This is a genomic window from Porphyrobacter sp. THAI-01a (genome assembly GCF_056868655.1).
Map to the genome: position 1 here is coordinate 1,431,124 of NZ_CP180579.1, position 25,003 is coordinate 1,456,126.

A 25,003-nucleotide genomic window follows, 5' to 3' on the forward strand; every position below is an offset into this window, starting at 1 on the left:
GCGCGGCAACTGCGGTTACATGGGCCGCCACGATTCTCCCGCCAGAGGAGAACCCTCTCTGATCAGGAAGTGGCGCTCATGGATATCCCGCTCGGCTTGACCTTCGACGACGTGCTGCTCCGCCCCGCGGAAAGCAGCGTGCTGCCGAGCATGGCGGATACCTCTACCCGGCTGACGCGTGACATACGGCTCAACATCCCCGTCCTCTCGGCAGCGATGGACACCGTGACCGAGGCCGACATGGCGATCGCGATGGCGCAGCTGGGCGGCATCGGCGTGCTCCACCGCAATCTCGACATCGAGGCGCAGTGCGCCGCGGTGCGCGCCGTGAAGCGCTACGAGAGCGGCATGGTGGTCAACCCGATCACGATCCAGCCCGATGCCACGCTGGGCGAGGCGCAGGCGCTGATGCAGGCGCACCGGATCAGCGGGATCCCGGTGACGGACAGCGCGGGCAAGCTGGTCGGCATCCTGACCAACCGTGACGTGCGCTTTGCCGAGAACCCGCTCCAGCCCGTGCGCGAGCTGATGACCACCGAAAACCTCGCCACCGTGCCGCTCGGCACCGGGCAGGAAGAGGCGCGCCGCCTGCTCCACGCCCGCCGGATCGAGAAGCTGCTGGTGGTCGACGAGGCCTACCGCTGCATCGGCCTCATCACGGTGAAGGACATCGAGAAGGCCGTGAACTATCCCCACGCGACCAAGGACGGCGCGGGCCGTCTGCGCGTGGCAGCGGCGACTACGGTCGGCGATGCCGGCTTCGCGCGCACCGAGGCGCTGGTGGATGCCGAGGTCGACGTGATCGTGATCGACACCGCCCACGGCCACAACATCGAGGTCGCCCGCGCGGTCGAACGCGTGAAGAAGCTCTCGAACGCGGTGCAGGTCGTCGCGGGCAATGTCGCCACCGCCGAGGCGACCCGCGCGCTGGTCGATGCCGGGGCGGATGCGGTCAAGGTCGGGATCGGCCCGGGCTCGATCTGCACCACCCGCGTCGTTGCCGGTGTGGGCGTGCCGCAGCTGACCGCGATCATGGAAAGCGCCGCAGAGGCTGCGAAGTCCGGCGTGCCGGTGATCGCCGATGGCGGCCTGCGCACCTCGGGCGATGCCGCCAAGGCGCTGGCGGCGGGTGCCTCGAGCGTGATGATCGGCTCGATGCTCGCGGGCACCACCGAAAGCCCGGGCGAGGTGTTCCTCTACCAGGGCCGTTCCTACAAGGCCTATCGCGGCATGGGCTCTGTCGGCGCGATGGCGCGCGGTTCGGCCGACCGCTACTTCCAGCAGGACGTTTCCGCCATGAAGCTCGTCCCCGAGGGGATCGAGGGTCAGGTGCCGTTCAAGGGTCCTGCGGCGGATGTCGTCCACCAGCTCGTTGGCGGGATCAAGGCAGCGATGGGCTACACCGGTTCGGAAACGATCGGCGACCTCCAAGCCCGCGCCCAGTTCGTGCGGATAACCAATGCCGGGCTTTCCGAAAGCCACGTTCACGATGTCGCGATCACCCGCGAGGCCCCCAATTACCCGACGCGCTAAATCCTCCACGGAACGGGGAGGGGGACCGCGACCCGCAGGGTCGGGGTGGAGGGGCACGTGCGGCTTTCCGGCCGCTCGCCTTTTCGAAAGCCGCACTTGCCGCTCCACCACCCTGCGGGTGGTCCCCCTCCCCCGGTGGGGGAGGATATGACCCCCGCCGCCCGCGTTCAGGCGGCGATCGAGCTGCTCGATGCGATCATCGCCGCCGCGCGCAGCAAGGGTGCGCCTGCCGACCGGCTGATCGCCGACTATTTCCGCGCGCGCCGCTATGCCGGTTCCAAGGACCGCCGCGCGGTGCGCGATCTGGTCTATCGCGCCATCCGTCTATGCGGGCCGGTGCCTGCCAGCGGCCGGACGGCGATGCTGGCGGTGGCGGGACAGGACGACACCGTGGCCGCGCTGTTCGACGGTTCCCCCCACGGCCCCGCACCGCGTGGGGAGGGCGAGGAAGCGGCCAACACGGGCCTCGCCCCCAAGTGGCTCGCCGCCGCCTTGCGGGCCTCGGGGTTGGGTGGGCGGGAGATTGCCGCGCTGCTCGACCGCGCGCCGCTCGATCTGCGGGTCAATGCGCTCAAGGCCGACCGCGATGGATTGTCGCTCCCCGAAACGGGTGAACCCCTCGCCAGTGCACAGGGCCTGCGCTTCGCCTCGGGCACGCCGGTCGAACAATGGGAGGCCTATGATCAGGGCCTTGTCGAGATCCAGGACCTCGGCAGCCAGCTGATCGTCGAGGCGCTGCCTGTGTCCCCCGGCGACACGATCATCGACCTGTGCGCAGGCGGCGGAGGCAAGACGCTCGCGCTCGCGGCCCGCCTCGGCAACGCGGGGAGCCTCGTCGCCGCCGACACCGACAAGCGCCGCCTCGGCAATCTCGCCCCCCGCGCCGCGCGCGCCGGGGCGGCGGTTGACCACACCGTGCTGCTCGATCCGGGCCGCGAGATGCGCGCACTCCAACCCTTCGCGGGCAGAGCCGATCACGTGCTGGTCGACGCGCCCTGTTCGGGCAGCGGCACCTGGCGGCGCAGCCCCGAGGGGCGCTGGCGGCTCGACCCGCCGGAACTCGCCCGGCTCAATGCCTTGCAGGATCACGTGCTGGACGTGGCGGCGCAGCTCGTGCGGCCCGGCGGCAGCATCGCCTTCGTCACCTGCTCGGTGCTCGATGCCGAAGGGCCCGACCGCATTGCCGCGTTTCTCGCGCGCCATCCCGGCTGGAGAGCCGAGCCACTGGTGCTCCCGCTCGGCGCGCCGCGGGGCGCAGGAACCCGTCTCGAACCGCTCCGCGACGGCACGGATGGTTTTTTCGTCGCGTGCTTGCGTTCACCATGATAGCCTCGCATGATATGCAAGAGCCTCCCGGTTCCCGGACTCACGCCCTGAAGGAGCTCCTGATGCGTTTCGCGCCCGCTGCTGCCGCTCTCTCGCTCTGTTTCGCGATCACTGCGAGCATCACCAGCGCCGGCGCCGTCGGAAAGCCCGATCCGCGCGCGGCGGCGCTGATCGCGCAGGGGCAGGCGGCGCTCAGCGCGGGCGAGACCCAGGCGGCGGTGGACGCCTTCGAGGCCGCGCTGGCAGTCGACCCGGCCTACACCCCGATCTTCATCGACCTCGCCGAAGCCGCGCGCCAGAGCGGGCTGCAGGGCAAGGCGATCCGCTATTACCGCGAGGCGCTGGAGCGCGATCCGGGCAATTTCGCCGCGATCTCGGGCGAGGGGGCGGCGCTGGTCGAGAAGGGCGCGGTAGAGAAGGCGAAGCGCAACCTCGCCAAGCTGCAATCGCTGTGCGGCGATCAGTGCCCCGAGACGGTGGCGCTGCAATCGACCATCGCGCGTGGCGTTCCGGCGCGGCTGGCGGTCGAGAGCAAGGCCGACGGCGGGCCGACCTCGAACTGACCGAATCAGATCAGGTCCCTGAACTCCGCCAGCACCGCCTCGTAGACCGCCCGCTTGAAGGGCACGATCACCTCGGGCAGCAGGCCCGGGTCGATCCAGCGCCATGCGTTGAATTCGGGCGGATCGTGCGCCTCGAGGTTCACGTCGGCGTCCTCGCCAAGGAACCGTCCGAGGAACCAGTGCTGCGCCTGCCCGCGATATTTCCCCTTCCACACCTTGCCCAGCAGCTCGGGCGGCAGGTCATAGAGCAGCGGCCGCGATGCGGGGGCGATCACCTCGACGAGGCCTTCCGCGATCCCGGTCTCCTCCTCGAGCTCGCGCAGAGCGGCGGCGCGGATGTCCTCGCCCTTGTCGATCCCGCCCTGCGGCATCTGCCAGTAGCCGTGGGCCGTGGGGTCGATGCGCTGGCCGACGAAGACGAGGCCCTCGGCATTCAACAGCATGAAGCCCGCGCAGGGGCGATAGGGGAGGGTCTCGGGATCGATCATGCGGGGTTCTCCAGCATGAAGCGCATCGCGGCGATCACGCGTTCGAGGTCCTTCTGGGTGCTCGGCACCATCTGCCTGAGGTTGGTGAAGGAGTGGGTGACCCCGCGCATCTCGAGGAACACCACGTCGCGGCCCGCATCGACCAGCGCGCGGGCATAGGCGCGGCCTGAATCGCGGATCGGATCGAGGCTGGCGGTGACGACGATGGTGGGCGGGGCGTTGCTGTGATCGGCAAGGATCGGGAACCCGCGCGGGTCGGCGCGGTCGGCGCCATAGGCCGCGTCGAAGAAGCCCATCGTGTCGGCGGTCAGCAGGAAGCCTTCCGAGAAGGCCGCCATGCTTGCCGAGCCGATGGCGTCCTCGACCAGCGGGAAGATTGGCACTTGCAGGAGAACCGGCACGGCGGCTGGATTGGCCCCGAGAAGCTGGCTAACGACCACCGTGGCATTGCCCCCGGCACTGTCGCCGATGGTTACGATGCCGCTTGCGGCAAGGCCGAGTTCGGCGGGGCTGCCCGCCACCCAGCGCGTAGCCGCCTCGCAGTCGAGGATCGCGGCGGGGAAGGGCGCTTCGGGCGCGCGGGCATAGTGGACCGCGACCAGCGGCAGATCCATCAGCGCCGCGATTTCGGTGCACAGCGCATGGTGCGTGTCGAGATCGCCGATCACGAAACCGCCACCGTGGTAGAAGACGATCACCGGTGTTGCACCATCGCGGTTTTCGCGCGCATCGTAGAGCCTGAGCGGAATGTCCCCCGCCGGGCCGGGGCAGGCGAGGTCGCGGATCACGGCGAGGTCGCGCGCCGGGCGATCGGCGAGGTTGTGCATCGCCACGTATGACGCGCGCGCCTCTTCCAGCGTCATGTCGACGAGCTTGGGCCCGTTCACCTGCGCCATCATGTCGAGGAAGGCCTTCATGTCGGGGCGGATGAATGGCGCGTCGGTCATCGTGGTTCTCTCCCTTGGTCTTGCGGCGATGCGATAGGCGAGGGCGCCCCCAACTTCCAAGCGCGATTTCCAGTCGCATTTGCGGTTCCCTTGGGCAAAGCGGCGCGCTAGCCTCGAAACATATGGACAATCTGACACATAGCCTGGTCGGCGCGGTGCTGGGGCAGGCGGGGCTGAAGCGCACGACCGGGCTAGCGATGCCTGCCCTGATCATCGGCGCGAACCTGCCGGACGTGGACGCGGCGTGCTTCTTCTGGCTGGAGGGCACCGAGCATCTAGCCTTCCGCCGCGGCATCACTCACGGCCCGCCCGCGCTGGTGCTGCTGCCCTTGATTTTGGCGGGGATATTGTGGGGCTGGGATCGCTGGCAGACGAAACGCGGCACCCGGCCCAAGGCGCGGCTGCCGGTGCGCTTCGGCTGGCTCTACGCGATGGCCTTCGTCGGCTGCCTCAGTCACCCCTTCGTCGACTGGCTCAACGTCTACGGCATCCGGCTGCTGGAGCCGTTTTCCTCGCAATGGTTCTACGGCGACACCCTGTTCATCATCGACCCGTGGCTGTGGGCGCTGCTGGTCGCGAGCCTGTGGTGGTCGCGGCGGCGGGAGAAGGCGGGAGGCAATTGGGTGCGGGCTGCGCGAGTGGGGATTGTGGCGGTGCTGGGCTACATTGGGATGAATGGGGCGATCACTCACACAGCTAAAGCGAACGGCGCGCTATACGCGCAGATGCGAGGCTTTCCGCCGGGCGAGGCCGCTAGCATCGGCAGCCCCGTGCCACTCAATCCTCTTGCGCGCGAGGTGCTGTTTGGTGGCGAGGGCCGCTGGTTCGTCCGCCGCGCAATCGGCCCAGACGATGCCGCACTCGATCCGATCGACGAACAGATGTGCACGCTCCCCGACCTGACCGAGGCCCGCCGCACCAATTCGCAGCTCGACGCCTTCCTTTTCTGGTCGCGTGCGCCTTTCCTCACCCGCGCGCCCGATGGCTCGGTGGTGCTGCGCGATGCGCGCTTCACCGACCCGCGCGTGGGGGACAGGTTCAGTCTGGCGCTGCCGGATGTGCGGTGCAAGCCCTTGAACTAGGAACCGACATCGGGTCAGGCGCATTACCTCCCCACACCCGTTCGCCCTGAGCTTGTCGAAGGGCCGTCCTTTCTTCGGGACCGAGGGTGAGAAAGAAGTGCAGCCCTTCGACAGGCTCAGGGCGAACGGAGGTAATTTTTGAGTTCCCCTCAAATCGTATGGCTGCGGCGCGATCTGCGCCTGGCCGACAATCCCGCGCTCTACCTCGCCGCCAAGGCTGGCCCCGTTATCGCTGTCTATGTCCTCGACGACGAGAGCCCGAAGCACCACGCCTATGGCGGGGCTTCGCGCTGGTGGCTGCATCATTCGCTTGCGAGCCTCGCCAAGAGCCTTGGGGCCAACGGCAGCCGCCTGATCCTGCGGCGCGGGGAAGCCGTGGAGGTGCTCACCAAGCTAGCGGCTGAGGTCGGCGCCGCAGCCATCCACGCCAATTGCCATTACGAACCCTGGTGGCTCAATGCCGAGCGCAAGCTGGCGAAGAGCGTCGACCTCCAGCTCCACCACGGCAACTACCTCATGCCGCCGGGCTCCATCACCACCGGCACCGGCGGGCAATACAAGATCTACACGCCCTTCAGCCGCGCGGTGCGGGCCGAGTTCCCGCCGCGCCCCGAACTTCCTGTGCCCGAAAAGCTGGAAGCCCCCTCGCACTGGCCCGCCTCGGACGATCTCGCCGCGTGGAACCTCCTGCCCACCAAGCCCGACTGGGCAAGCGGAATGCGCGAGTTCTGGGAGGTCGGTGAGGAGGCCGCCCACCGGCGCCTCGCCGCATGGGAAGCCGATGTCGACGACTACGAGGACAAGCGCAATTTCCCCTCGGTGGGCAAGGTCTCGCGCCTCTCGCCGCACCTGCATTTCGGGGAAATCTCGCCGATCCAGATCTGGCACCGCTTCAAGGACCGCTCGTCTGTCGGCTGGCGCACCTTCGAGGGCGAGCTGATCTGGCGCGACTATTCGGCCAATGCGGTCCTGCAATTCCCCGCCTATGCCACGAAAAACTACCGCGAGGATTTCGACCGCTTCCCCTGGCGCGATCCGGCCACCGACGAAGCCGCTGCGCGCGATCTCAAGGCATGGCAGCAGGGCCGCACCGGCTATCCGATCGTCGATGCCGGGATGCGCCAGCTGTGGCAGACCGGGTGGATGCACAACCGGGTGCGGATGATCACCGCGAGCTTTCTCATAAAGCACCTGCTGATCGACTGGCGCGAAGGGGAAAAGTGGTTCTGGGACACGCTATGCGATGCCGACTACGCCTCCAACGCCACCAACTGGCAGTGGACGGCGGGAACAGGGGTGGACAGCAACATGTTCAGCCGGATCATGGCCCCGCTTTCGCAGTCCGAGAAATTCGACGCGGCGCGCTACATCCGCACCTGGGTGCCCGAACTGAAGGGGCTGGAGGAGCCCTACGTCCACGATCCCGAGGAGTTCGGCCGCAGGCCCGCAGGCTATCCGCGCAAGATCGTCCCCCACAAGGCCGCGCGCGAGCGGGCGCTGGCGGCGCTCCGGACGATCAAGCAGGGCTGAGGAGGGCTTGCCCGCGCCGCCCGCGTGCGCCTATGCACCCGCTCACAAGACAAGCGGAGGGTGAGAGATGGGTGTGGTAAAGGGCGCGGTTTCGGGTCTGGCGCTGGCTGTGCTGCTGGCAGCAGGCGGCGCGGGCGCGAAAGAGCAGGGGCCCGAGGCTCCGGTCGCGCGGCTCGTGCAGCCTCCGGGGCGCGATCAGGCCGAACTCCAGGTGCTGTTCTGGACCGATGCCCAGCGGGCCGAACGCTTCCGGGCGATGGAGCAGTGGTTCGCCGGCCACGAAGTCCCCGCCGCCGCCAATCCGCGCGCGCTGCCGAGGGGCAAGGCGCTGTCGGCCGGATTGCAGGCCGAGATCACGGCGCTGATGAAATCCACCGGCACCGCCGGGGTGATGGTGCTGGTCGACGGCAAGGTGGTGCACGAGGAATATGGTCTCGGGCTGGGGCCGAAGGACCGCTGGACCAGCTTCTCGGTCGCCAAGAGCTTCACCTCGACCCTGCTCGGCGCGGCGGTGAAGGACGGGCATATCGCCAGCCTCGATGATCCGGTGACCAAGTATATCCCGGGCCTTGCCGGGTCGGCCTACGAGGGCGTGACGGTGAAGCAGCTCGCCACCATGACGAGCGGGGTGAAGTGGAACGAGGACTACACCGATCCCAGGTCCGACGTTGCCCAGATGAACCGCTTCGTGGTCGAGTATGGCCCCGAGGCGATCGTCGCCCAGATGAAGGCGCTGCCGCGCGAGGCGGAGCCGGGGGCGAAGTGGGTCTACAAGACAGGCGAGACCAACCTCATCGGCCTCCTGGTCGAGAATGCGGTGGGCAAGCCGCTCGCCGAATATGCCAAGGCGAAGATCGTCGATCCGGCGGGCTTTGCCGGCGACCTGTTCTGGATGGTCGATCCGCGCGGCGGGAACATCGGCGGGTGCTGCCTGTCCATCACGCTGGCGGACTATGCCCGCATGGGGCAGTTCGCGCTTGAAGGCGGCAGGGGCACGGTCCCCGAGGGCTGGTTCGCCGAGGCGACCGGCAGTGCGGTCGATTTCGGCGACAGCGGCTTCGGCTATGGCTACCAGTGGTGGACCTACCCGCAGGGCACCTATGGCGCGCAGGGGATCTTCGGGCAGGGGATCACGATCTTCCCCGACAGGAAGGTGGTCTTTGCCTATGTCGGCAACTGGGCACAGGCGAGCGGCGGCCCGATGCGGGGCCAGTTCCTCGATCTGAGCCGCAAGGTCGCCGCCGAGGTCAGGTAAACCCGGCGGCGGGAATGCCTCAGATCACCTGCCGGTAGACCCCGACATTGCTGTAACGCTGCAGGATGTTGTCGTGCACGATCGGGCTCAGCAGCTCGGAGAAGGCGCAGCCGACGATGCAGTTGTCCCACCACACCACCTCGGCCTGGAGCGATTCGAGCCCGGGCAGGGTCAGCCAGCACATCTGGCCTTCGTGCATGCGGTTGATCGAGGCGGCCGAGAAGCCCGAGATCGACAGGTCGTGGACCACGCTCTGGAAGGCGCGGCCCCCCGAGGCACGCAGCGTCGCAGGGATCGTCAGCCGCGTGCGCGGACTGCAACGGTCTTCCTGCGCGGCGGCGCGATAGGGATCAGAATTCAGCGGCATCGCTGTCTACCTTGGAATCGAAGCCTGCGGTCTCACGGGGGCGGATTGGTCCGCGCGCAGGTCTGCGCCCATGAGCCTTAAGAACAGGTGTGCGATCAAGGTAAACGGCGCGGTAACCTTGCCTTGCGCCGGTCAGCCGATGCGTTCGCGGTGCAGCCCGTCGAAGCCTTGGGCGAGCAGCGCCACGAGCCGGTCGGCGACCACCTCGGGCGGCTTGACCGTCTCGGGATCCTCGCCCGGATAGGCGCGCGCGCGCATCTCGGTGCGGGTCGCGCCGGGATCGATGATGGCAACGCGCAAGGGCGACAGGCGCTCGACCTCGGCGGCGTAGGTCGCGAGAAGGTTCTCGAAGGCGGCCTTGGTCGCGCCGTAGGCGCCCCAGTAGGGCCGCGGGGTGGCACCGACCGAGCTGGTGAGCCCGATGATCCGCCCCGCCGCGGCGCGGCGCAGCAGCGGGTCGAACCCGGCGATCAGCGCCTGGGTCGCCACGACATTCGTGAGCAGCGCCTGGTTGAACTGCTTCGGCTCCATCTGCGAGGCCGGGGTCAGTTCGGGCAGGTAGGCGGCCGCGAGCACCATGATGTCGAGCGTCTGCCAGCGCCCCGCGATCGCGCCCGCGAGGCGGGTGACGGCGTCGGGCTCGGTCAGGTCGATCGGCGCGATGGTCGAGGTGCCGCCGAGGCCGTGGATCTCGTCCTCGACCGCCTCCAGCGCCTTGACCTTGCGCGCCACGAGGATGACGTGCGCGCCCGCGGCGGCGAGCGCCTTGGCGGTGGCGGCACCGATGCCGCGGCTTGCGCCGGTGACGAGCGCGGTCTGGCCGGAAAGCGGCTTGGCGGTGGTTTCGGTCATGGCGGGTCAGGCAGCCTTGGGGTCAGCGAAAGGAAGCTGGGCGCTCTTGGCCTCGGCGAGCGCGAGGTCGGTGAGCGAGGTCGGATATTCGCCCGTGAAGCAGGCGTCGCAGAACTGCGGGCAGGCCTTGTCGCGCTTCTCCTTGCCGACCGCGCGGTAGAGCCCGTCGATCGAGATGAAGGCGAGGCTGTCGGCCTTGATGAACTCGCGCATCGGTTCGAGCTCCATGCGCGCGGCGAGGAGCTTGGAGCGTTCGGGCGTGTCGACCCCGTAGAAGCAGGAATGCGCCGTCGGCGGGCTGGCGACGCGGAAGTGGACTTCCTTGGCGCCCGCCTCGCGCATCATCTCGACGATCTTGAGGCTGGTGGTGCCGCGCACGATCGAATCGTCGATCAGCACGATGCGCTTGCCCTCCACCAGCGCGCGGTTGGCGTTGTGCTTGCGCTTGACGCTGGAATGGCGCGCGCCGTCGCCCGGCTGGATGAAGGTGCGCCCGACATAGTGCGAGCGGATGATGCCGAGCTCGAACGGCAGGCCCGATTGCTGGGCAAAGCCGATCGCGGCGGGGACGCCGCTGTCGGGCACGGGCACGACGAGGTCGGCCTCGCACGGCGCCTCGATGGCGAGCTGGGTGCCAATCGCCTTCCTCGCCTCGTAGACCGAGCGGCCGGCGAAGACCGAATCCGGGCGGCTGAAATAGACGTGTTCGAAGATGCAGGGCCGCGGGGCCGGGCTGCCGAAGGGCCGCACCGAGCGGATATCGCCGGCAAAGTCGACCAGCACCAGCTCGCCCGGCTCGACCTCGCGGATCAGCTCGGCGCCGACCACGTCGAAGGCGACCGTTTCCGAGGCGAACAGGATCGCGCCGCCATTTTCCGGGCCCATCCGGCCCATCACCAGCGGACGGATGCCGAGCGGGTCGCGGCAGGCGATCATGCCCTCGGGTGTCATGACGATGAGCGCATAGGCGCCCTCGACCAGCCGCAGCGCGTCCACCAGCCGGTCGGCGATGGTGGGATAGCGCGAGGTTGCGACGAGGTGGATGATCACCTCGGTGTCCGAAGTCGACTGGAAGATCGAGCCCTTGCTGACGAGGTCCGCCCGCAGGGCCATCGCGTTGGAGATGTTGCCGTTGTGCGCCACGGCGAAGCCGCCACTGGCGAGATCGGCATAGAGCGGCTGGACGTTCCTGAGGCCCGATCCGCCGGTGGTCGAATAGCGCACGTGGCCGGCGGCCATGTGGCCGGGCAGGGCGGCGATCGCCTCGGAGGAGGAGAAGTTCTCGGCGACATGGCCGAGACCGCGGCTGGCGTAGAATTCCTGCCCGTCGAAGCTGACGATCCCGGCCGCTTCCTGCCCGCGGTGCTGCAGTGCGTGGAGCCCGAGCGCGGTGGTGGCGGCGGCATCGTTGGCGCGGATCGCGCCGAAGATTCCGCATTCCTCCCGCAGCTTGTCGCCATCGGCATCGAGGAAGGGGTGGGTCACATTGAGCGGTGTCGTCGGCATCACCAGACTAGTCCCGGAAAGTTGGCCCCTGCGGTGCACCGCCCCAATGGCGATGTGACGGATCAATTACAAGGGCAAGCAGGCCCGGCGTGCCCGCCTTTTTGCCGACCGGAGTGTGACAGGCGGTCGCGGGTGCAGCTATTGCGGGGGCGGCATTGCCGCACTACAGGCGGCATTCAGCCAACAACGGGCACCTCCTCGCACCCATGCTCTCCCCCTTCGAATGGATGATCGCCAAGCGCTACCTCTGGCCCGGCAAGGGGGAGGCCTTCATTGCGCTGGTCGCCGGCATCTCGGTGGGCGTGGTGGCGCTCTCCGTCGCCTTGCTGGTGGTGGTGATGAGCGTGATGAACGGCTTTCGCGGGGAGTTGCTCGACAAGATCACGGGCCTCAACGGCCATGCCGTGGTGCAGGCCTATGGCGGCCGGCTGGAGAACTGGCAGAGCGTTCTCGCCAATCTCGAGAAGACCGAAGGCGTCGTCGAAGCCTCGCCGATGATCGAGAAGCCGCTGCTGGTGAGCTTCAACGGCAATGTCGAGGCGATCTTCCTGCGCGGCCAGTCCGACAAGGACATCGCCGGGCTGGGCGAGAAGGTGCTGCTCGGCGACATCCGCACGCTCGGCAGGGGATCGGGCAAGGTCGCGATCGGCAGCCGGCTGGCGCAGAACCTCGGCATCCGCGTCGGCGACACGATCACGATCATCAATCCCGCGGGCCGCTCCACCCCCTTCGGCACCACCATCCGCCAGGTGCCCTACGAGGTCGGCGCGATCTTCGAGGTCGGCATCTTCACCTTCGACGAGAAGTTCGTGATGCTCCCGCTCGCCGATGCGCAGCAGCTTTTGCTGATGGGCGATTCGGTGGCGCAGATCGAGGTCACCGTGACCGATCCCGACCGCGTCGGCGAAATCCTCGCCCCCGTCGCCGAGCGGCTCACGGGCCGCGCGGTGATCGCCGACTGGAAGACGATGAACTCGGCGCTGTTCGAGGCCCTGCAGGTCGAGCGCGTGGCGATGTTCTTCGCGCTCAGCTTCATGGTGCTGGTCGCCGCGTTCAACATCCTCTCGAGCCTCGTCATGCTGGTGCGCGCCAAGACCCGCGACATCGCGATCATGCGCACGATGGGCGCGACGCGGCGGTCCTTGCTCAAGATTTTCGTCACCACCGGCACCACGGTGGGCGCGATCGGCACGATGGCGGGCCTTCTGCTCGGCGCGGTGGTGCTGTTCTTCCGCGAACCGATCGTCGATTTCATCGCCTTCGCCACCGGACAGGAGATCTGGGATCCCCAGGTGCGCTTCCTCTCCACGCTGCCCTCTCGCACCGATCCGTGGGAGGTGTTCGGGATCGTGATGCTGGCGCTGACGATGAGCTTCCTCGCCACGCTCTACCCGGCCTTCAAGGCAGCCAATACCGATCCCGTGCAGGTGCTGCGTTATGAATAGCGGGCCGATCGTCAGCCTTCACGGCCTGAGGCGCTCCTTCGAACAGGGCGGGCAGCGCATCGACGTGCTGCGCGGGGTCGATCTGGCGATCATGCCGGGCGAGATCGTCGCGCTGCTTGGCCCCTCGGGCTCGGGCAAGTCGACCATGCTCCAGGCCATCGGGCTACTCGAGGGCGGGTTCGAGGGTTCGATCACCATCGCCGGCCAGCAGGCCGAACACCTCGCCGGGGACGAGCGCACGGCGCTGCGCCGCGAGCATCTCGGCTTCGTCTACCAGTTCCACCATCTCCTCCCCGACTTCGACGCGCGCGAGAACGTGGTGATGCCGCAGATGATCCTCGGCACGCCCCGCGCCGAGGCGGAGGCGCGGGCGGACAGCCTGCTTTCGAGCCTCGGGCTCGGGGCGCGGTTGACGCACCGTCCCAGCCAGCTCTCGGGCGGGGAGCAGCAGCGCGTCGCGGTCGCCCGCGCGCTCGCCAACCGGCCGACGCTGGTGCTGGCCGACGAGCCGACCGGCAATCTCGACGAGCACACATCCGATGCGGTGCTCGCCCAGTTCCTCGAGCTGGTGCGGGGCGAGGGCAGCGCCGCGCTGGTCGCCACGCACAATGAGCGCCTTGCAGCGAGGATGGACCGCGTCGTGCGCCTCAAGGACGGCGTGCTGATCTAGATTAGGTCGCATGGCATTCTCGCGGCGCAGGATGCCCGGCAAGGAGGCCCTATCGATGTCAGACCATCCCAGCACTTTCGGCAGCGAAACCAATCCTTCGGGCGAACACGCATGGGACGACCGCGCGCGGATCGTCTCCGCCGACCAGAGCGACAGGCTCGGCGGCGGCGGCATCGTGCTGCTGCGCGGGACCTTCGCCGAGATGATCCGCCGCATCGCCCTGCTCGCCGAGGAGGACCGGCAGGGCTACGTCATCGAGAAGGCCGGCGACCGCATCTACAGCGCCGAGGAAGCGATGGCGCTTGCCAGCCGCCCCGATTTTCCCGCACAAGACCCCGGTTGATCCAACCAGCGGGGGCTGCATGACCACGATTGCCGATTTCACCGTCACCACCAACCGGGGCGAGCCGCTTGACCTGTCGAGCAAGCTCGGTACCGTGCTGCTGGTGGTCAACACCGCCAGCAAATGCGGCTTCACCCCGCAGTACGACGGGCTGGAGAAACTCTACCAGACCTACAAGGATCGCGGCTTCGAGGTGCTGGGCTTCCCCTGCAACCAGTTCGGCGCGCAGGAGCCGGGCAGCGCCGACGAGATCGCCGAGTTCTGCAAGGTCAATTTCGGCGTCACCTTCCCGCTGATGGCCAAGATCGACGTCAATGGCGCCAATGCCTCGCCGCTCTACGACTGGATGAAGTCGGAGAAGAAGGGGCTGATGGGTTCGACCTCGATCAAGTGGAACTTCACCAAGTTCCTGATCGGCCGCGACGGCAAGGTGGTGAAGCGTTACGGCCCGACCGACACCCCCGCGGCCATCGCCAGGGATATCGAGGCGCTGCTCTAGCCGACTTTCCTGTGGAAGCGCCTCTTGGCGCTGACGGGGCATGTGCGCATATTCCCGCCCATGCCCTTCGCCCCCTTCGTCCCCCTGCGCGTGATGTCGTCCTATTCGATGCTCGAAGGGGCGATCGATCCGAAGGACATCGCCAAGCTGGCGAAGGAGCGCGGCTTTCCGGCGATCGCGATCTGCGACCGCAACGGGCTCTACGGCATCATGGCCTTCGCCGCCGCCTGCAAGGGCGAGGGCGTGCAGCCGATCATCGGCGCGCTGCTTGGCGTCGCGCGGGACGAGACCCGCGGGACGGTCGACTACCTGCCGCTCTTCGCGCAGGACGATGCGGGCTACGACAACCTGTGCCACCTCGTCTCGGCAGCCCATCTCGATCGTCCGCTCGAGCGCGATCCGCATGTGACCCTCGCCGATCTGGAGGGCCGCACCGACGGCCTGATCGCGCTCACCGGCGCGGGCGAGGGCGGGCTCACCCGGTTGCTCGCTGAAGGGCAGCAGGAGGCCGCCGAGCGTCTCGCCGAGCGGCTGGAGGCGCTGTTCCCCGGGCGCCTCTACATCGAACTGGCGCGCGCGGGCGATCCGGTCTGCGAGCGGGCCGAGGATGCGCTGGTCGATCTCGCCTATGCCCGCGATCTGCCGCTGGTCGCCACCAACCCCGCGAACTTCGCCGAACCGCACATGCACAAGGCGCACGACGCCATGCTGTGCATCGCCCATTCGACCCAGATCGAGGCGGAGGACCGTCCGCGCTCCAACCCGCAGGCTTTCGTCAAGTCGGCGAGCATGATGGAGGAGGCCTTCGCCGATCTTCCGGAGGCGACGGCCAACACGCTCGTCATCGCCCAGCGCTGCGCCTTCGCGCCGCCCTATCGCAAGCCGATCCTGCCGAGCCTTGCAGGCGATCTGGCGGGGGAGGCGCGGATGCTGGCGGAGGATTCGCGCGCCGGGCTGGAAGCGCGCCTCGCCGCCTATCCCGATCTCACCGAGGAGGAGCGGAAGGTCTATTTCGACCGCCTCGAGTTCGAGATCGACGTGATCGTGAAGATGGGCTTCCCCGGCTACTTCCTGATCGTTGCCGACTTCATCAAGTGGGCCAAGGAACAGGGCATTCCGGTGGGCCCGGGGCGCGGGTCCGGCGCGGGCTCGGCGGTGGCCTGGGCGCTCACCATCACCGATCTCGATCCGATCAAACTGGGCCTGCTGTTCGAGCGCTTCCTCAACCCAGAACGCGTCTCGATGCCCGACTTCGATATCGACTTCTGCGAAACGCGGCGCGGAGAGGTGATCCGCTACGTCCAGCGCAAGTATGGCGGCGATCACGTCGCGCAGATCATCACCTTCGGAAAGCTCAAGGCCCGCGCGGTGCTGCGCGACTGCGGGCGCATCCTGCAGATGAGCTACGGGCAGGTCGACCGGCTGTGCAAGATGGTGCCCAACCATCCGACCGACCCCTGGACCCTGCCGCGCTCATTGAACGGCGCGGCGGACTTCAAGCGCGAATACGACAATGACAAGGAGGTGAAGCGCCTCGTCGACCTCGCGATGCAGCTCGAAGGCCTGCCGCGCAATTCCTCGACCCACGCGGCGGGCGTGGTGATCGGCGACCGGCCCTTGGCGAAACTGGTGCCGCTCTACCGCGACCCGCGCTCGGACATGCCGGTGACGCAGTTCGACATGAAATATGTCGAATCAAGCGGACTGGTGAAGTTCGACTTCCTCGGTCTGAAGACCCTGTCGGTGCTGAGGAAGGCGGTCGACCTGCTGGAGAAGCGGGGGATCGCCATCGACCTCGGCGCGCTGCCGCTCGACGACGCGCAGGTCTACCACCTCATGCAGACAGGCAATACGGTCGGCGTGTTCCAGCTGGAATCCGAAGGGATGCGGCGGACGCTGAAGGCGGTGAAGCCGACCAATTTCGGCGACATCATCGCGCTCGTCTCGCTCTACCGCCCCGGCCCGATGGACAACATCCCGCTGTTCGGCCAGCGCAAGGCGGGCGTGGTGCCGATCGAGTATCCGCATCCCAAGCTGGAAGGCATCCTCGCCGAGACCTACGGGATCTTCGTCTACCAGGAACAGGTGATGCAGGCCGCCCAGGTGCTCGCGGGTTATTCGCTCGGCGACGCGGACCTGCTGCGCCGCGCGATGGGCAAGAAGGTGCAGGCCGAGATGGACGCCCAGCGCGGCCGCTTTGTCGAGGGCTGCAAGGCGGTCTCCGACATCGAAGCCAAGCGCGCCAACGAGCTGTTCGACTTGATCGACAAGTTCGCCGGCTACGGCTTCAACAAGTCGCACGCGGCGGCCTATGCGCTGCTCGCCTACCAGACCGCATGGATGAAGGCGCATTACCCGGAAGAGTTCTACGCCGCCTCGATGTGCTTCGACATGCACCAGTCGGAAAAGCTCAATGTCTTTGTCGACGATGCGCGGCGCTATCCGAACGGGCACGGCGGGGTCGAGGTGCTGGCACCCTGCATCAATGCCTCCGAGGCCGAGTTCACCGTCGAGCAGACCGACACCGGCTATGCCGTGCGCTACGCGCTCGCGGGCATCCGCAATGTCGGCGAGAAGGCAATGGAAGCGATCGTCGCCGAGCGTGAGGCGAATGGGCCTTTCGCCAGCCTCAAGGACCTGTTCGAGCGGCTGCCGCAGGGCACCATGAACCGCCGCCAGCTCGAGGGGCTGATCTGCGCCGGCGCCCTCGATGCGCTCGAGCCCGACCGCGCGCTCCTGTTTGCCAATGCCGAGCACCTGATGGCGGTGGCGGATGCCGCGATCCGCGAACGCAGCAGCGGGCAGGCGGGCCTGTTCGGGGGCGATGCGGGACCTGCCGAGGATCTGCGCCTTCAGCCCTGCGAAGCGTGGTCGCGCACCGACCGCATGGCCAAGGAGCGCGAGAATTTCGGCTTCTACTTCTCCGCCCATCCGGTGGCGCAATACCGCGATGTTGCCTCGGCCAACGGCGCGCGGACCTATCAGAGCCTGATGGAGGCCGGGGCGCCGGTGGGCGGGCGCGGGTCGGCGGTGATGGCGGTGCTGGTTGAAGGCATCACCAAGGCGCGCACCCGCAAGGGCGGCACCTTCGTTCGAGCGGATTTCTCCGACGCATCGGGGCAGTTCTCCGCCGCCTGCTTCGAGGAGGCGCTGGTGCCCGATTTCGAACGCTGGGCGCAGGCGGGCGAGTGCCTTCTGCTGACGGTGGAACTGGATTCGCCCAATCCCGACGAACCGCCGCGCCTCACGGTGCGCGGCGCGCGACCGCTGGCGGCGGTCAGCGGGTCGACGGCAATGGAACTGACCGCCGACATCGCCCATGCAGAGGCCCTGCGCGAACTCGAGATCGAGCTTTCGGCGGCGCGCGGCGAGCGGCCCACCGGAGCGGGCGAGGTGGTGGTGCGGCTGGCGCTGGCCGATGGCGGGCAGGCCGAGATGCGGCTGGGCCGCAGCTTCGTGCTGACCGGCGAACTCGCCGAACGGCTCGCTGCGGTCGAGGGCATCTCCCGCGTTGCGCTGGTGCCCCTCAAGAAGCGCGGCAATCTCAGGCTGGTTGCCTGAGGCCCACGAAAAAGGGGCCGGATCGCTCCGGCCCCTCCTGTTTCATTGCATCGGGCGGTAAGCCTTACATCCCCGAACCCGGGCCGTAGGTCACTTCGACGCGGCGGTTCTGCGCCTCGCGCACGCCATCGGCGGTTGGCACGCGCGGTTGGCTCTCGCCGAAGGCCTCGCCGCTGATCTGGCCCGCCGGAACCCCGCGCGAGACCATGTAGCCGCGAACAGCCTCGTTGCGGCGACCGGCCAGCGCCATGTTGTACTGCGCGCTCCCCGCCTTGTCGGTGTGGCCCGCCAGCATCACGCGCGCCGTGCCGCAATTGGCATAGGCGGTGACGGCATTGTTGAGGATGCTCGCCGCTTCGGGGCTGATGTCCGAACGGTCGAAGTCGAAGAAGACGATGTAGGGCCCGGTGTTGCACTGCGCCTGCGGCGGCGGAGGCGGGGGCGGAGGCGGCGGGGGAGGCGGCGGCGGGGCCGGCGGCGGCGGCGGGGGTGCCGCGACCGGTGCGGGTGCCGCCTGACCGCCGAAGTTGTAGGTCAGGCTCGCGAGGATCGAGTGGGACGAATAGTCCGCCCGCAGATCGCGGCCGTTGGCGGCTTCGATCTCGAAGTTGTCGATCACGAAATAGCGGTACTTCACCCCGAGATCGACGCTGCGGGACAGCGCGACCCGCGCACCGGCGAGCAGCTGCCATGCGAAATCGGTGGTGCCGTCGTCGATCACCGTCCCGACGCCCGCGACCTCGACGGGGAGATTGAGCCGGGCAATGCCGACCCCGCCGCCGCCGAAGACCTGGAAGCCGTCATCGCTGCCGAACTCGACGAGGGCGTTGACCATGCCGCTCCAGATCTCGAGGTCTTCCTCGTTCTGGACGACAGTGCCCGGTGCAACCGTGAGTCCGCCGGGGAGGATGGCGGAATTCACCACGGTCAGGCGGTCATAGCCGTTGCGCTTGTAGCCACCCTCGGCCTCGAGCCGGAAAGCGCCGAAATCGTAACCGACCACGATATCGGCATCGATCCCGAGCTTGGTATCGGCAATCGCGGCGCTTTCCAGGCGGCCGTCGGCGCGGTCGTTATCGATGTCGAGCGTCACCTGATCCTTGAGGCTGACGCCGCCGTTGATGCCGATGTAGGGCTGGCCTTCGCGTGCCTGCGCCGGAGCGGCGATGATCGCGGCCGCTCCGCAGAGCCAGATTGTTGTTCTTTTCATGGGTCTTGTCCCTCTTCTTGGGTTCCGGATGAAGCTAGGCACATCCTGTTTCGCGCGTGTGACAGGCCCGGCCCGCGCCGGCCCCAACCTAGGTGGGGATCGGCGGCGGATGATGCCGGCACCTGTCCGGGATGGCGGGGCTTGCGGCCTCGACTACATCCCCGATCCGGGACCGTAGGTCACTTCGACCCGGCGGTTCTGCGCCTCGCGCACGCCATCGGCGGTCGGCACGCGCGGCTGGCTCTCGCCGAAGGCCTCGCCGCTGATCTGCCCGGCCGGAATGCCGCGCCCGGTCAGGTAGCTGCGCACCGCCTCGTTGCGGCGGCCAGCCAGCGCCATGTTGTACTGCGCGCTGCCCGCCTTGTCGGTGTGTCCGGCGAGCATCACCCGCGCATTGCCGCAATTGGCATAGGCGCTGACGGCATTGTTGAGGACGCTGGCGGCCTCCGCACCGATGTCCGACCGGTCGAAGTCGAAGAAGACGATGTAGGGCCCGGTGTTGCACTGCGCCTGCGGCGGCGGCGGCGGAGGCGGTGGGGGCGGCGGCGGGGGCGGAGGGGGAGGCGGCGGGGGCGGGGGTGCCGCGACCGGCGCTGGCTCGGCCCGTCCACCGAAATTGAAGATCAGGCTCCCGAGAACCGAATGCGATTCCAGCGCGATCTCGAGCGGATTGCCGCCGAAGCCGTCGACATTCACGTTGTCGGCCCTGAAATAGCGGTACTTCACGCCCAGATCGACGTTGTCGCTGAGCGCGTAGCGCACGCCGGCGAGGCCCTGATAGGCGAAGGTCGTGTCGCTGTCGTTTGCGAGCAGGCCCGTTTCCGGCGTGCTCAACTCGAAATCGACATGGGCGATGCCGGCACCGCCGCCGACGAAGAACTGGAGGCCGTCGTCATTGCCGAAGTCGAGCAGGAGGTTGAGCATCCCGCTATAGGTCTTCTGGGTGCTGTCCGGCCCGAACCGGCGGCCCGGAACGAGGCCGGGAAGGCTGTTGGCGCTGGTGATGATCAGCGTGTCGTGGTCCTGGTTCCTGAAGGCCGCTTCGCCTTCGAGCCGGAACCAGCCGAAATCGTAGCCGAGGACGCCGTCCACCTCCCAGCCCGTGCCGGTGTTGACGAGGGCGCGGTTGCCGGGCGTGTCGCTGCGGAAGGGCTCGCTCTCGATCTCCGCCTGGTCCTCGAAGACGATCCCGCCGTTGATGCCGGCATAGACCCGGCCGTCGCGCGCCTGAGCAGGCACTGCGATGATCGTCGCGGCGCCGACGAGCAGAAATGCTGCTTTTCTCATTTCTTGTTTTCCCTGCATTCGTGTCCACCCGCTGGGTCAGCAGGCCGTGGCGTCGCCGGACCGGCCGGAAGTCCGGTCCGTTGACGGCAGGCTCAAGCCTGCGGAGATGCAAATGGTTCAACCGCTCGCGGCGAATCGTGCCCGCCGTTGGGCGAAGCGATTGCCAATCGGTATCGCCAGAGGCATGAACGGGCCGAACCGCCCGGCACCGACCGCGGCGGACCCACACGCAATCGCAGGAGAGATGAAACATGGCCGCAGGCAAGCTCGGGGCAATGCAGGACTGGACGATGCGGGTCACCGCGGTGATCGATCACGCCGCGCGCGAGGCGGGCGGACGCGAGATCGTCAGCCGCTGGGCCGACGGCAGCGAGACGCGCACCGACTGGGCGGGCATCCGCCGCGACGCGCTGAAGATGGCGCAGGCATTGCAGCGACTGGGCCTCAAGCCGGGCGAAAAGGTCGCGAGCCTCGCGATGAACCATTCGCGCCACCTCGTCAGCTGGTATGGCGTAGCGGGGATGGGCGGTGTGCTCCACACGGTGAACCCGCGCCTGTTCGACGACCAGCTCGAATATATCGTCAACCACGCCGAGGACCGCGTGCTGTGCTACGACGCGGCCTTCCAGCCGATCGTCGACCGCATGAAGAGCCGCTGGCCGACGGTCGAGCACTACATCTGCTACGATAGCGGCGCTCACGCCCCGGCCTTCGAGGACTGGATCGCGGCCGAGGACGGCGATTTTGAGTGGGTGACCGGGGGCGAAACCGACCCCTGCATGATCTGCTACACCTCGGGCACCACCGGCAATCCCAAGGGCGTGCAGTACGAGCACCGCTCGACCGTTCTCCACGCGCTCGCCGGGCTGCAATCCGCGGCCTTCAACTTCAGCGCGGCTTCGGTGATGCTGCCGGTCGTGCCGATGTTCCACGCGGCGAGCTGGGGCCTGCCCTATGCTGGCGCAATGGCGGGGATCAAGTTCGTGTTCTCCGCCGTGAACGATCCGGCGGTGCTGCATGACCTGATGATCCGCGAGGGCGTGACCGACAGCGCGGGCGTGCCGACCGTGTGGCTGGCGCATTTCCAGTATTGCGACGCCAACGGGCTCGAGCTGCCGCCTTTGAAGGCCGCGACCATCGGCGGCTCGGCCGCACCGCGCTTCATGATCGAGCGGCTGCTCAAGAACGGCACCCGCGTCCAGCACGCATGGGGCATGACCGAGACTTCGCCCATCGGCACGGTCGGCGGCCCGACCTGGGACTGGGACCAGCTGACGCTCGAGGAGAAGGTCGAGAAGACCGCGATGCAGGGCCGCCCGATCTTCGGCGTGCAGCTGCGCACCGTGGCGCTCGACGACATGACCACCGAACTGCCGCGCGACGGGAAGACCTCCGGCGCGCTCCAGATCCGGGGGCCGTGGATCATCAGGCGCTACTTCAAGGCGGAGCAGGACGCGGTCGGCAATGACGGCTGGTTCGACACCGGCGATGTCGGCATCCTCCACCCCGACGGCACGCTCCAGCTCACCGACCGCACCAAGGACGTGATTAAGTCGGGCGGCGAGTGGATCAGCTCGGTCGAGCTGGAAAACGCCGCCTGCGGCCACCCTGGCGTCGCCGAGGCGGCCTGCATCGGGATATACCACCCCAAGTGGGACGAGCGCCCGGTGCTGTTCGTGGTCAAGAAGGCCGGGGCCGAGGTGACGTCCGAGGACATCATCGAGCACCTGAGGCCCCAGATCGCCAAGTGGTGGCTGCCCGATGCCGTCGAATTCGTTGACGACATTCCCCACACCGCCACCGGCAAGATCAGCAAGAAGGACCTGCGCGACCGCTTTGCGGACTACACGCTTGCCTGATGTGACGATCCGGCCTGCGCGTTGCGAAGACGCGCGGGCCATCGCCGCAATCTATGCCTGGCACGTGGCGAACGGCACGGCGACCTTTGATACCGTCGCTCCCGATGCGGGCGCCTGGGCCGAAAAGCTCGCCGATTTCGCCGCGCGCGGCTTCCCCTTCCTCGTCGCCGAGCGGGCAGGCGGGGTGGTCGCCTATGCCTATGCCGCCCGCTTCCGCGACCGCGCCGCCTATGCCCATACCTGCGAGGACAGCATCTATGTCGCCCACGACGCGCGCGGGGGCGGGATCGGCAGCGTGCTGCTGCCCGCGCTGATCGAGGCCGCACGGGCGAGCGGGTTCCAGCAGCTGATCGCGGTCATCGGCGGCGGCGAGCCGGCCTCGGTCGCGCTCCACGCCCGCTGCGGTTTCGTCCACGCCGGGCGGATGCGCAATGTCGGGAGGAAGTTCGGGCGCTTGCTCGATACCGTCTACATGCAATGCGACCTCACGGGAGGAGGACCGAACCCATGACCTGCGAAACCTATATCGACCCATCGCCAGTCAACTTCCAAGCCTTCAAGGACCTGCCGCGCGACACGCCGATCAACATGCTCAACATGCTGCTCTATCGGGATCTCGCCGAATATCCCGAGGGCCACGAGCACGCCGGCAAGGGCTGGAGCGGGCGGCGCGCCTACGAGGAATACGGGATCACCAGCGGCCCGATCTTCCGGCGGCTCGGCGGTCAGATCCTGTGGCGCGGGCGGTTCGAGACCGTGGTGACCGGCCCCGAGGGCGAGCGCTGGCACGACGCCTTCATCGCCCAATACCCGAACGCCGGGGCGTTCTTCGCGATGATCAAGGACCCGGATTACCAGAAGGCCGTCGTCAACCGCAGCGCCGCGCTGGTCGACAGCCGCCTGGTGCGCTTCGCCCCGGGCGAGGTCGGCGAGGGCTTCGGGTGATCTAGAACAGGCTGAGCTGCCCACCCGCCTCCGGTGCCTGGAACCGCGAGCAATCGAGTTCGAAGCGGTGCTTGCCGATCCCCGCCTTCTTGCACGCCACCCGGAACCGCGCGCGGATCAGGTCGGGCCACACGCCTTGCGGGTTCATGCGGCTGTGGAAGTTGGGATCATTGTCGCGGCCCCCTCGCATCTCGCGGACGATCCCCATCACCTTGCCCGCCCGCTCGGGGAAGTGAACCGCCAGCCATTCGCGGAACAGCGGGGCGACCTCGTGGGGGAGGCGCAAGGGGATCCAGCCGACGCTCTGCACCCCGAGTTCCGCCACGCGGGCAATGATGCCTTCGATGAACTCGTCGGTGATCGCGGGGATGACGGGCGACAAGGAGCAGTGTACCGGCACGCCCCGTTCCACCAGCTTTCCCAGCGCCGCCAACCGCTTGGCGGGCGCGGCACAGCGCGGCTCGAGCTTTGCCGACAGCACGGGATCGAGGCTCGTCACCGAGATCGACACGGCCACCAGTTTCTCGCGGGCCATCTCTGCCAGCAGGTCGGCATCATCCAGCACGCGGTCTGACTTGGTGGTGATGGTCACCGGATGGCGGGTTTCGCGGCACACTTCGAGGATCTGGCGCGTGATCCGCCAGTCGCGCTCGATCGGCTGATAGGGATCGGTGTTGGTGCCGAGCGCGATGGGCCTCGGCGAATAACCCCTCTTCGCCAATGTCTTGCGCAGCAGAGCGGCCGCTTCCGGCTTGGCGAAAAGCTTCGTCTCGAAGTCGAGGCCGGGTGACAGATCGTGATAGGCATGGGTTGGCCGCGCGAAGCAGTAGACGCAGCCGTGCTCGCAGCCGCGATAGGCGTTGATCGAGCGGTCGAAGGGCACGTCGGGGGACTGGTTGAAGGTGAGGATCGACTTCGGGCGCTCCTCGGTGACTGTGGTGTGCAGTTTCACCGGCGGGCCGTCCAGTGTCGCCACATGGTCGCGCCAGTCGCCGTCGATCTCGCGCTCGGCCAGTCCGAAGCGGGTGGGGACCTGCCCCGATTGCGCACCGCGCCCCTTGATCGGCGAATGTTTCACGTGGAACATTTACGGAACAAAAGCCCGTCTGCCAAGTCCCATGTCCACCGCGCTGATCGGCAAGCGCACCGCTATGACGTGACGAAGACATAGCGACGGGCGCGCAATGAACCCGGGTCAGACTTCGCGCAGCCGCGGCATCAGCTCGACGAAGTTGCACGGCCGGTTGCGGCTGTCGAGCTGCTCGGCGAGGATCCCGTCCCAGCCGTCCTTCACCGCACCGTTCGATCCGGGGAGGGCGAAAATGTAGGTTCCCCGTGCCACCACGGCCATCGCGCGCGATTGCACCGTGCTGGTGCCGATGGACTTGAAGCTCAGCCAGCGGAACAGCTCGCCGAAGCCGGGGATTTCGCGCGCGCCTTCGATCCGGGCGAGCGCCTCGGGGGTCACGTCGCGGCCCGTGAGGCCGGTGCCCCCGGTGCTGACCACCGCGTCGATGGCGGGATCCTCGATCCAGGCCTCGAACTGCGCGGCAAGGAGCGCGGCATCGTCCTTCACGATGGTGCGGGCGGCTAGATGATGCCCGGCGCCGGTCACTCGGCTTGCGAGAATGTCGCCCGAGGTGTCGGTCGCGGGCGTGCGAGTGTCGGAAACGGTGAGAACAGCGATGTTTATAGGCTTGAATTCGCGCGTTTCGTCAATCGCCACTTTGCCCGC

The 25,003-nt window shown here is 67.9% G+C and carries 23 protein-coding genes; 14 read left to right on the forward strand and 9 right to left on the reverse strand.

What is annotated here, in order from left to right; genetic code table 11:
* Nucleotides 1-78 precede the first annotated feature (78 nt).
* From guaB to ACMX37_RS06985, 3 genes are all read left to right on the forward strand, one after another.
* Nucleotides 79-1,533 (forward strand): IMP dehydrogenase, encoded by a 1,455-nt coding sequence (gene guaB, locus ACMX37_RS06975; protein ID WP_483148132.1) that lies wholly within the window; start codon nt 79-81, stop codon nt 1,531-1,533.
* 147 nt (nt 1,534-1,680) lie between these two features.
* On the forward strand, nt 1,681-2,859 hold the full coding sequence (locus tag ACMX37_RS06980; RefSeq protein ID WP_483148133.1) for an RsmB/NOP family class I SAM-dependent RNA methyltransferase: 1,179 nt from the start codon (nt 1,681-1,683) through the stop codon (nt 2,857-2,859).
* Between the two features lie 62 nt (nt 2,860-2,921).
* Entirely contained in the window at nt 2,922-3,422 is a 501-nt protein-coding gene (locus ACMX37_RS06985) for a tetratricopeptide repeat protein (RefSeq protein WP_483148134.1), read from the forward strand.
* A 5-nt stretch (nt 3,423-3,427) separates the two neighbouring features.
* Here ACMX37_RS06985 and ACMX37_RS06990 read toward each other — a convergent pair whose 3' ends face one another.
* Both ACMX37_RS06990 and ACMX37_RS06995 read right to left on the reverse strand, forming a co-directional pair.
* Nucleotides 3,428-3,910, reverse strand: coding sequence for an RNA pyrophosphohydrolase (locus ACMX37_RS06990; RefSeq protein ID WP_483148135.1), 483 nt, complete (start codon nt 3,908-3,910; stop codon nt 3,428-3,430).
* Entirely contained in the window at nt 3,907-4,857 is a 951-nt protein-coding gene (locus ACMX37_RS06995) for an alpha/beta hydrolase (protein WP_483148136.1), read from the reverse strand. Before ACMX37_RS06995 ends, ACMX37_RS06990 begins: the two co-directional genes overlap by 4 nt.
* A gap of 122 nt (nt 4,858-4,979) precedes the next feature.
* Between ACMX37_RS06995 and ACMX37_RS07000 the strand changes: the two genes are divergently transcribed.
* The 3 genes from ACMX37_RS07000 (at nt 4,980) to ACMX37_RS07010 (ending at nt 8,724) form a co-directional block, all read left to right on the forward strand.
* A complete protein-coding gene (locus ACMX37_RS07000) occupies nt 4,980-5,939 on the forward strand; it encodes a metal-dependent hydrolase (RefSeq protein ID WP_483148137.1) in 960 nt (319 codons plus the stop codon).
* Between the two features lie 138 nt (nt 5,940-6,077).
* Nucleotides 6,078-7,469, forward strand: coding sequence for a cryptochrome/photolyase family protein (locus ACMX37_RS07005; RefSeq protein ID WP_483148138.1), 1,392 nt, complete (start codon nt 6,078-6,080; stop codon nt 7,467-7,469).
* A gap of 67 nt (nt 7,470-7,536) precedes the next feature.
* Nucleotides 7,537-8,724 carry a serine hydrolase domain-containing protein gene (locus ACMX37_RS07010; RefSeq protein WP_483148139.1) on the forward strand — a complete coding sequence of 396 codons (1,188 nt, stop codon included), beginning with the start codon at nt 7,537-7,539 and terminating at the stop codon, nt 8,722-8,724.
* A gap of 19 nt (nt 8,725-8,743) precedes the next feature.
* Here ACMX37_RS07010 and ACMX37_RS07015 read toward each other — a convergent pair whose 3' ends face one another.
* The 3 genes from ACMX37_RS07015 to purF all read right to left on the reverse strand — a co-directional run bounded on the left by ACMX37_RS07015 (nt 8,744) and on the right by purF (nt 11,449).
* Complete coding sequence (locus ACMX37_RS07015) at nt 8,744-9,091, reverse strand: PilZ domain-containing protein (protein ID WP_088914472.1); 348 nt, start codon at nt 9,089-9,091, stop codon at nt 8,744-8,746.
* A gap of 132 nt (nt 9,092-9,223) precedes the next feature.
* Nucleotides 9,224-9,943 carry an SDR family NAD(P)-dependent oxidoreductase gene (locus ACMX37_RS07020; protein ID WP_483148140.1) on the reverse strand — a complete coding sequence of 240 codons (720 nt, stop codon included), beginning with the start codon at nt 9,941-9,943 and terminating at the stop codon, nt 9,224-9,226.
* A 6-nt stretch (nt 9,944-9,949) separates the two neighbouring features.
* The gene (purF, locus tag ACMX37_RS07025; RefSeq protein ID WP_483148141.1) at nt 9,950-11,449 is read right to left on the reverse strand and encodes an amidophosphoribosyltransferase; all 1,500 of its coding nucleotides are present in this window, start codon (nt 11,447-11,449) and stop codon (nt 9,950-9,952) included.
* Nucleotides 11,450-11,655: 206 nt separating this feature from the next.
* Between purF and ACMX37_RS07030 the strand changes: the two genes are divergently transcribed.
* The 5 genes from ACMX37_RS07030 to dnaE are packed head-to-tail and all read left to right on the forward strand — an operon-like array spanning nt 11,656 to nt 17,967.
* Complete coding sequence (locus tag ACMX37_RS07030) at nt 11,656-12,894, forward strand: lipoprotein-releasing ABC transporter permease subunit (RefSeq protein WP_483148142.1); 1,239 nt, start codon at nt 11,656-11,658, stop codon at nt 12,892-12,894.
* Nucleotides 12,887-13,564 carry an ABC transporter ATP-binding protein gene (locus ACMX37_RS07035; RefSeq protein ID WP_483148143.1) on the forward strand — a complete coding sequence of 226 codons (678 nt, stop codon included), beginning with the start codon at nt 12,887-12,889 and terminating at the stop codon, nt 13,562-13,564. Before ACMX37_RS07030 ends, ACMX37_RS07035 begins: the two co-directional genes overlap by 8 nt.
* 55 nt (nt 13,565-13,619) lie before the next feature.
* Entirely contained in the window at nt 13,620-13,907 is a 288-nt protein-coding gene (locus tag ACMX37_RS07040; RefSeq protein ID WP_483148144.1) for a hypothetical protein, read from the forward strand.
* Between the two features lie 19 nt (nt 13,908-13,926).
* Nucleotides 13,927-14,406: a glutathione peroxidase gene (locus tag ACMX37_RS07045; RefSeq protein WP_483148145.1), complete on the forward strand. Its 480-nt coding sequence runs from the start codon at nt 13,927-13,929 to the stop codon at nt 14,404-14,406.
* Nucleotides 14,407-14,466: 60 nt separating this feature from the next.
* Nucleotides 14,467-17,967: a DNA polymerase III subunit alpha gene (gene dnaE / locus ACMX37_RS07050; RefSeq protein WP_483148146.1), complete on the forward strand. Its 3,501-nt coding sequence runs from the start codon at nt 14,467-14,469 to the stop codon at nt 17,965-17,967.
* Nucleotides 17,968-18,031: 64 nt separating this feature from the next.
* Here dnaE and ACMX37_RS07055 read toward each other — a convergent pair whose 3' ends face one another.
* Nucleotides 18,032-19,177 (reverse strand): OmpA family protein, encoded by a 1,146-nt coding sequence (locus ACMX37_RS07055; protein ID WP_483148147.1) that lies wholly within the window; start codon nt 19,175-19,177, stop codon nt 18,032-18,034.
* A gap of 153 nt (nt 19,178-19,330) precedes the next feature.
* Nucleotides 19,331-20,464, reverse strand: a complete 1,134-nt coding sequence (locus ACMX37_RS07060) for an OmpA family protein (protein WP_483148148.1) — start codon at nt 20,462-20,464, stop codon at nt 19,331-19,333.
* Between the two features lie 251 nt (nt 20,465-20,715).
* On the opposite strand from ACMX37_RS07060, the gene ACMX37_RS07065 reads away from it, so the two are divergent.
* The 3 genes from ACMX37_RS07065 to ACMX37_RS07075 are packed head-to-tail and all read left to right on the forward strand — an operon-like array spanning nt 20,716 to nt 23,268.
* Nucleotides 20,716-22,323: a long-chain fatty acid--CoA ligase gene (locus tag ACMX37_RS07065; protein WP_483148149.1), complete on the forward strand. Its 1,608-nt coding sequence runs from the start codon at nt 20,716-20,718 to the stop codon at nt 22,321-22,323.
* 1 nt (nt 22,324) lies between these two features.
* Nucleotides 22,325-22,834 carry a GNAT family N-acetyltransferase gene (locus tag ACMX37_RS07070; protein ID WP_483148150.1) on the forward strand — a complete coding sequence of 170 codons (510 nt, stop codon included), beginning with the start codon at nt 22,325-22,327 and terminating at the stop codon, nt 22,832-22,834.
* On the forward strand, nt 22,831-23,268 hold the full coding sequence (locus ACMX37_RS07075) for a DUF1330 domain-containing protein (protein ID WP_483148151.1): 438 nt from the start codon (nt 22,831-22,833) through the stop codon (nt 23,266-23,268). The genes ACMX37_RS07070 and ACMX37_RS07075 overlap by 4 nt, the downstream gene beginning before the upstream one ends.
* Before the next feature lies 1 nt (nt 23,269).
* Here the strand turns inward: ACMX37_RS07075 and ACMX37_RS07080 are convergent, their stop codons facing one another.
* Both ACMX37_RS07080 and moaB read right to left on the reverse strand, forming a co-directional pair.
* On the reverse strand, nt 23,270-24,355 hold the full coding sequence (locus ACMX37_RS07080) for a PA0069 family radical SAM protein (protein WP_483148152.1): 1,086 nt from the start codon (nt 24,353-24,355) through the stop codon (nt 23,270-23,272).
* Nucleotides 24,356-24,463: 108 nt separating this feature from the next.
* Nucleotides 24,464-24,994, reverse strand: coding sequence for a molybdenum cofactor biosynthesis protein B (gene moaB, locus ACMX37_RS07085; protein ID WP_483148153.1), 531 nt, complete (start codon nt 24,992-24,994; stop codon nt 24,464-24,466).
* Between the last annotated feature and the right edge of the window lie 9 nt (nt 24,995-25,003).

What these genes read in the sequence shown, in the direction of transcription:
- guaB (WP_483148132.1), top strand. Translation starts at nt 79, where the DNA reads ATGGATATCCCGCTCGGCTTGACCTTCGACGACGTGCTGCTCCGCCCC.
- ACMX37_RS06980 (WP_483148133.1), top strand. Translation starts at nt 1,681, where the DNA reads ATGACCCCCGCCGCCCGCGTTCAGGCGGCGATCGAGCTGCTCGATGCG.
- ACMX37_RS06985 (WP_483148134.1), top strand. Translation starts at nt 2,922, where the DNA reads ATGCGTTTCGCGCCCGCTGCTGCCGCTCTCTCGCTCTGTTTCGCGATC.
- ACMX37_RS06990 (WP_483148135.1), bottom strand. Translation starts at nt 3,910, where the DNA reads ATGATCGATCCCGAGACCCTCCCCTATCGCCCCTGCGCGGGCTTCATG.
- ACMX37_RS06995 (WP_483148136.1), bottom strand. Translation starts at nt 4,857, where the DNA reads ATGACCGACGCGCCATTCATCCGCCCCGACATGAAGGCCTTCCTCGAC.
- ACMX37_RS07000 (WP_483148137.1), top strand. Translation starts at nt 4,980, where the DNA reads ATGGACAATCTGACACATAGCCTGGTCGGCGCGGTGCTGGGGCAGGCG.
- ACMX37_RS07010 (WP_483148139.1), top strand. Translation starts at nt 7,537, where the DNA reads ATGGGTGTGGTAAAGGGCGCGGTTTCGGGTCTGGCGCTGGCTGTGCTG.
- ACMX37_RS07015 (WP_088914472.1), bottom strand. Translation starts at nt 9,091, where the DNA reads ATGCCGCTGAATTCTGATCCCTATCGCGCCGCCGCGCAGGAAGACCGT.
- ACMX37_RS07020 (WP_483148140.1), bottom strand. Translation starts at nt 9,943, where the DNA reads ATGACCGAAACCACCGCCAAGCCGCTTTCCGGCCAGACCGCGCTCGTC.
- purF (WP_483148141.1), bottom strand. Translation starts at nt 11,449, where the DNA reads ATGCCGACGACACCGCTCAATGTGACCCACCCCTTCCTCGATGCCGAT.
- ACMX37_RS07030 (WP_483148142.1), top strand. Translation starts at nt 11,656, where the DNA reads ATGCTCTCCCCCTTCGAATGGATGATCGCCAAGCGCTACCTCTGGCCC.
- ACMX37_RS07035 (WP_483148143.1), top strand. Translation starts at nt 12,887, where the DNA reads ATGAATAGCGGGCCGATCGTCAGCCTTCACGGCCTGAGGCGCTCCTTC.
- ACMX37_RS07040 (WP_483148144.1), top strand. Translation starts at nt 13,620, where the DNA reads ATGTCAGACCATCCCAGCACTTTCGGCAGCGAAACCAATCCTTCGGGC.
- ACMX37_RS07045 (WP_483148145.1), top strand. Translation starts at nt 13,927, where the DNA reads ATGACCACGATTGCCGATTTCACCGTCACCACCAACCGGGGCGAGCCG.
- dnaE (WP_483148146.1), top strand. Translation starts at nt 14,467, where the DNA reads ATGCCCTTCGCCCCCTTCGTCCCCCTGCGCGTGATGTCGTCCTATTCG.
- ACMX37_RS07055 (WP_483148147.1), bottom strand. Translation starts at nt 19,177, where the DNA reads ATGAAAAGAACAACAATCTGGCTCTGCGGAGCGGCCGCGATCATCGCC.
- ACMX37_RS07060 (WP_483148148.1), bottom strand. Translation starts at nt 20,464, where the DNA reads ATGAGAAAAGCAGCATTTCTGCTCGTCGGCGCCGCGACGATCATCGCA.
- ACMX37_RS07065 (WP_483148149.1), top strand. Translation starts at nt 20,716, where the DNA reads ATGGCCGCAGGCAAGCTCGGGGCAATGCAGGACTGGACGATGCGGGTC.
- ACMX37_RS07075 (WP_483148151.1), top strand. Translation starts at nt 22,831, where the DNA reads ATGACCTGCGAAACCTATATCGACCCATCGCCAGTCAACTTCCAAGCC.
- ACMX37_RS07080 (WP_483148152.1), bottom strand. Translation starts at nt 24,355, where the DNA reads ATGTTCCACGTGAAACATTCGCCGATCAAGGGGCGCGGTGCGCAATCG.